The sequence below is a fragment of the Mediterraneibacter catenae genome (genome assembly GCF_008691045.1).
Taxonomy (GTDB): Bacteria; Bacillota; Clostridia; order Lachnospirales; family Lachnospiraceae; genus Mediterraneibacter; species Mediterraneibacter ornithocaccae.
In genome coordinates, this window is record NZ_VMSO01000047.1 from 1 (window position 1) to 4,182 (window position 4,182).

6 protein-coding genes are annotated in these 4,182 nt (G+C 47.2%); 1 reads left to right on the forward strand and 5 read right to left on the reverse strand.

Annotated elements, in window-relative coordinates; translation table 11 throughout:
* Positions 1-130: 130 nt before the first annotated feature.
* The 4 genes from FNY66_RS15240 to FNY66_RS15250 form a co-directional block, all read right to left on the reverse strand.
* On the reverse strand, positions 131-331 hold the full coding sequence (locus FNY66_RS15240; RefSeq protein WP_150311669.1) for a hypothetical protein: 201 nt from the start codon (positions 329-331) through the stop codon (positions 131-133).
* A gap of 5 nt (positions 332-336) precedes the next feature.
* Positions 337-513, reverse strand: a complete 177-nt coding sequence (locus tag FNY66_RS15585) for a DUF6364 family protein (protein ID WP_190324861.1) — start codon at positions 511-513, stop codon at positions 337-339.
* Positions 514-727: 214 nt separating this feature from the next.
* Complete coding sequence (locus tag FNY66_RS15245; RefSeq protein WP_150311670.1) at positions 728-1,108, reverse strand: hypothetical protein; 381 nt, start codon at positions 1,106-1,108, stop codon at positions 728-730.
* Positions 1,109-1,213: 105 nt separating this feature from the next.
* The gene (locus FNY66_RS15250) at positions 1,214-2,254 is read right to left on the reverse strand and encodes a hypothetical protein (protein ID WP_150311671.1); all 1,041 of its coding nucleotides are present in this window, start codon (positions 2,252-2,254) and stop codon (positions 1,214-1,216) included.
* A gap of 513 nt (positions 2,255-2,767) precedes the next feature.
* On the opposite strand from FNY66_RS15250, the gene FNY66_RS15255 reads away from it, so the two are divergent.
* Positions 2,768-2,956 (forward strand): type II toxin-antitoxin system HicB family antitoxin, encoded by a 189-nt coding sequence (locus FNY66_RS15255; RefSeq protein WP_150311672.1) that lies wholly within the window; start codon positions 2,768-2,770, stop codon positions 2,954-2,956.
* Positions 2,957-3,088: 132 nt separating this feature from the next.
* Here FNY66_RS15255 and FNY66_RS15260 read toward each other — a convergent pair whose 3' ends face one another.
* Positions 3,089-3,880 (reverse strand): replication initiation protein, encoded by a 792-nt coding sequence (locus tag FNY66_RS15260; protein WP_150311673.1) that lies wholly within the window; start codon positions 3,878-3,880, stop codon positions 3,089-3,091.
* Positions 3,881-4,182: the final 302 nt, after the last annotated feature.

Consider the following 4,182-nt stretch of genomic DNA (forward strand, 5'->3'; position numbering starts at 1 on the left):
ATAGAAACGTTATATATCTATCTATATACCTCGCGCGTGCGCGCGAACTGTAAAAGGGTAGCTTTTAGATCCCTGCAGGGGATCGGACAGAACATCTTCTCCCTCTGCAGGTTAGATATGAGGCGATAGATCACCGTTTAGCTTCTGTCTTGTAGTCCGGGATAACCCCGCTGGACTCGATCATGTCATACTCTGCCATAATCTGACCTCTCGTGCCGATCACGATAGGCTGCCGTGTTCCAGCCCTGCAGAGCATCCAGGTGTCGTCCTGTAGGTCATGAATACGCATATCCACGGTTTTCCCACGTAGCACTCTTCCCTCTTCGAACATAGGCTCTATCCTTTCTTACTGAACAGGCTTTCCTGCCCTCTGATCTGATCAAACTTGACCTTTTCATGCCAGATCCAGTCCGTGACAGCCTGGCTGACCGTCTTGTGCTGCTCGAAGGCGTACTGCTTAAGCCGTTCTGCTGTATCTGAATCGAGAGAAAGGTTAACTTTAACTTTTGCCATGTTATCTTACCTCCTGTATACGTCTATTATGCGCCCACTATGCGCATAAGTCAAGATAAAGTTTCAGATCGTTGCTTTCCAAGAGATTGCAACAGATCGTTGCGGCTTCGTATAAGGCTTTTCCAGCCTCTTACCGGCAGGTATAGGGGTAAACAAGGATAGGCATAAAAAAACCGTCAGATAAAGCCGTTACGCTTTCTCAGACGGTGATTTTTTATTTCCAGAACTGCCACCACTTCTTCGGCTCTTCCGGAACTTCTGGGGGCTGCAGGAGTTCTATCTTTTCTTGTTGCAGGAGTGTGACACGTTCCTTTTCCTGCAGAAGCTGATCCTGCAGGGCTGCCACACGCTGCAGGAGAGCCTTGTTTTCTTTCTCCAGGGCGGCGATCCGTTCGTCTTTATCCTCGTTGACAATAACCACGGGATTGCCTGCGCGCTTTGAGTCCAGGATCGCAGCAGCAACATCGTCCAGATACCGGGTCTTTCCCTGCTTTATAACGTGCCCCTCCAGCTCGTCCTTGTATCGATCGACAGACTGACGGATTGCCTCATAAGACACGCCTTTTTCCTTTGCATAGTCCTTAATACTTATCATTCCGGTACCTTTCCTATACACAAATTTGCTTGCACAAGCCTTGTGCAAGCTTGTGTATCTATTATTATATCATAATTTCACTCCTAGAAGCAATAGGGTGCAAGCCTATAATCCACGTAAATAGTTATTGGCTATCACGTCTATGCGGTTGTGTCCAAGGGCTTTGCTGGCGAGCAGCATCGCCCGGCGATCCAGCTTTTTCCCTGCCTCATCGCCCCTGCAGGTATACACGTCGCCCCGGTACCGTTTGCCGGTGCCGGCGTTGATCCGGTCGTACGGGATATCCTTGATATCTCGTGCCATGCTCCGGTACAGGGCAGTGGCATAGTCTGAGCGGTAGCTGTGTATATCTGCGTTGCTGCTAACGTACTGCCACACCTTGCCGTCTCTGGGAGTATCCCGGAACCTGTCAACGATCTGTTGCTTATTCCTGCCTATAATCGGGGCGTAGCGGCTCCTGCCGCCCTTATCCCGGGCGAAGAACACGAAATAATCCTGATCTGGGAAAGAGGTGAGAGCGTCCTGCAGCGCAACGATCTGTTGCGTTTCCTGGCTGCCAGTAGCCCGGAAAGCTTCGAGAGCCGCCTCCATCCGGGCACGGCTCCACAAATCGTCTCCTGTGAGCTCCTGCAGTGCGCCACGGCGCGCGCCAGTGCCGCGGCAAAACTCGATCAGTTCTGCATTGTTGCGGACTGAGAAATGCTTATCCCTCTCCGCGGGTCCACGGCTCCGCTTGATATCATACCTGTGTCTTTGAGGGGGTGTGTACCTCTCCGGATCGTCAGGGGTGACCTGGTAATACTTATTCAGGGCTGCAGCGTCCAGACTGAGTGTCCAGGCGCTATACCTGGGGTTTCCCTCTGGATCGAGCTGATCAGAACGCTCCTGCAGCCACTCATTCACGTACCGCCGGGCTTTCTTCATCGACCGGACTTCCGGGTGTTGCTCCTTTAGCCAGGCTATATAGTATTTAACCGATTTCCAGTATGCCTGGTATGTGGAGTAAGAGTAGATCTTGCCATAGGCTGACCCGTCCTTTATTCCCTGACGCTTACTTTCCCCAACGGCAAGCATAGACTGGAATCTGCTGTAAGCCTGCTGATACAGGTTCTTACGGTATTTCTTATTTCTCTGTTCTCTATCCATTGTAATCCCTCTTGTATGGCAAATAGACTGTCTTGCGGCAGTCTCTGAACTTATGCGTGTTTGGTTGTTGTGTTAAGGCTAGGCTATCCGATCAGCTGATCGGACAATATACGCAGTTGTGAGGTCGCGTAATACCGGCGCTTTTGATCTGCTTGCGATGCAGCACCTGATCCTGCAGGTGTACAGTGGCACTTGTTTTGTCACGGCGTGCCCGTCCGTGAGATCCCGATCTGCCCAGTATATACGGGCTGGGAGACTTATCCTGCGTCTCCCGGCGGCCAGATACACTCCGTGTAGATCTAACCGCCCAGATGCTCGTTGCAGCACCCATCATTATATTCACCTCCTGTTATTATTCTCGGTTTTAATATGTTAGAGGCGCCAAAAACAAATTTAACTTATCTTGGTTGTCCAGGCTTGTGTCTGTTTACTCGTTCGTGATTCAAACGAGTAAACAGACCGCCCTCCAGGTTTCTGTGTTAAGATACCAGTAGCAGAAAGGGGAAGTGTATCATGTGCGATCTGAAGTACAAAGGCTATAGGGGTACGGTTAAGTATTTCGAAGAAGAGAAGCTCTACTACGGGAAGGTGATCGGTATTAAGGATCTGATCAGCTACGAGGGCGAAACCCTTGACGAGCTCCTGGAGGACTTCCATGAAGGAGTTGATCAGTACATAAGCGACCTGCAGAAAAGGAACTGAGTTCCCCGGATAAATCAAAAAACACCTTTTCATAGTCAAGGATAACCGCAAAAAGGTAAAAAAACTCTATTGATAATATAACGGACGGAGAGGGCGCACAAAAAGAGCAGCTGCATGGCTGCTCTTTATTGCTTATCTATTGCCAGAGATCCTGTGCTTAATCTGTTCGGCTTTCTCCAGGACTTCCGGCGGAAGAGTGCTTATATCTACATGATACGGCGATATTGCCCGGAAATGAAAACCCGTAACAGACCGCCCACTCTTAATATTTTCGTATGTGATTTCCACTCCGCAATTATCATTAATCTCCCGGAGGGCTTTATCCAGCACCCGGCGTTTAAATTCGCATAACTGTTTCAACTTGTTTTCGGTGCCAGTTACTTCCCTGAGTTCGCAAAGTGACAGATCAAATTCTATTTCATCTGTCAGTCCTGGCTTCCGACTCTTCATTTCTCTTTGCATCAAATGCCAGATTGCCATACTGTAAGGAGAGTTCATGTGCAGGAAATCTGATAGGAGCGGCTGCGTAAAATTTCCTTTCAGGGCAAGCAGCAAATCTGTCATATCATTGTTTAATTTAAACTTCAACATTGATCCTGCTTTATATTCGCATTTGCTGAATAAGGAATACTTTTCAAAGTCTCCAGATCTATCAGAGATAGTAATATATCCTCGCATAAGCTCGTCTGTTATTTTGTCAGCTTCTTGATATAAGTTTGATGGGTCTATGTCCATGAGCCTTGCAAACTCCTGCACGGATATCTCGTATTCATAGAATTGCTTATCCCCTTTTCGACATTGAGCTATAGCGATATAGAGCAGTTTTCGTGCCTTGAGACTGGTTCCAGATAATCCTCCGGCAGTAATAAATAGATTAGACGTTATTGCCCTGACACTTCCTCGTTCATCTAATTCTCTCGTCATAAGTAAACCTCCGCTTTCTAAGACTATATCATAAAAAAGACATCTTTTATAGAAATATGGCTTTTTTTACGGATGATTCGATCAACGCCTTTAAAAGCTACTCTTTGGACTGTAAAAACGTCTTTTTTAAACTGTAAAAGGGTAGCTTTTTAAAAACACCCTCCGGACTGTAAAAACGTCTTTTTTGTGTAAAAACGTCTTTTTTAAACTGTAAAAACGTCTTTTTAAACTGTAAAAACGTCTTTTTAAAAACCCAAAAACCCCGTAAAATCAAGGTTTTTCAGCCCCCTAAACGTTAAACG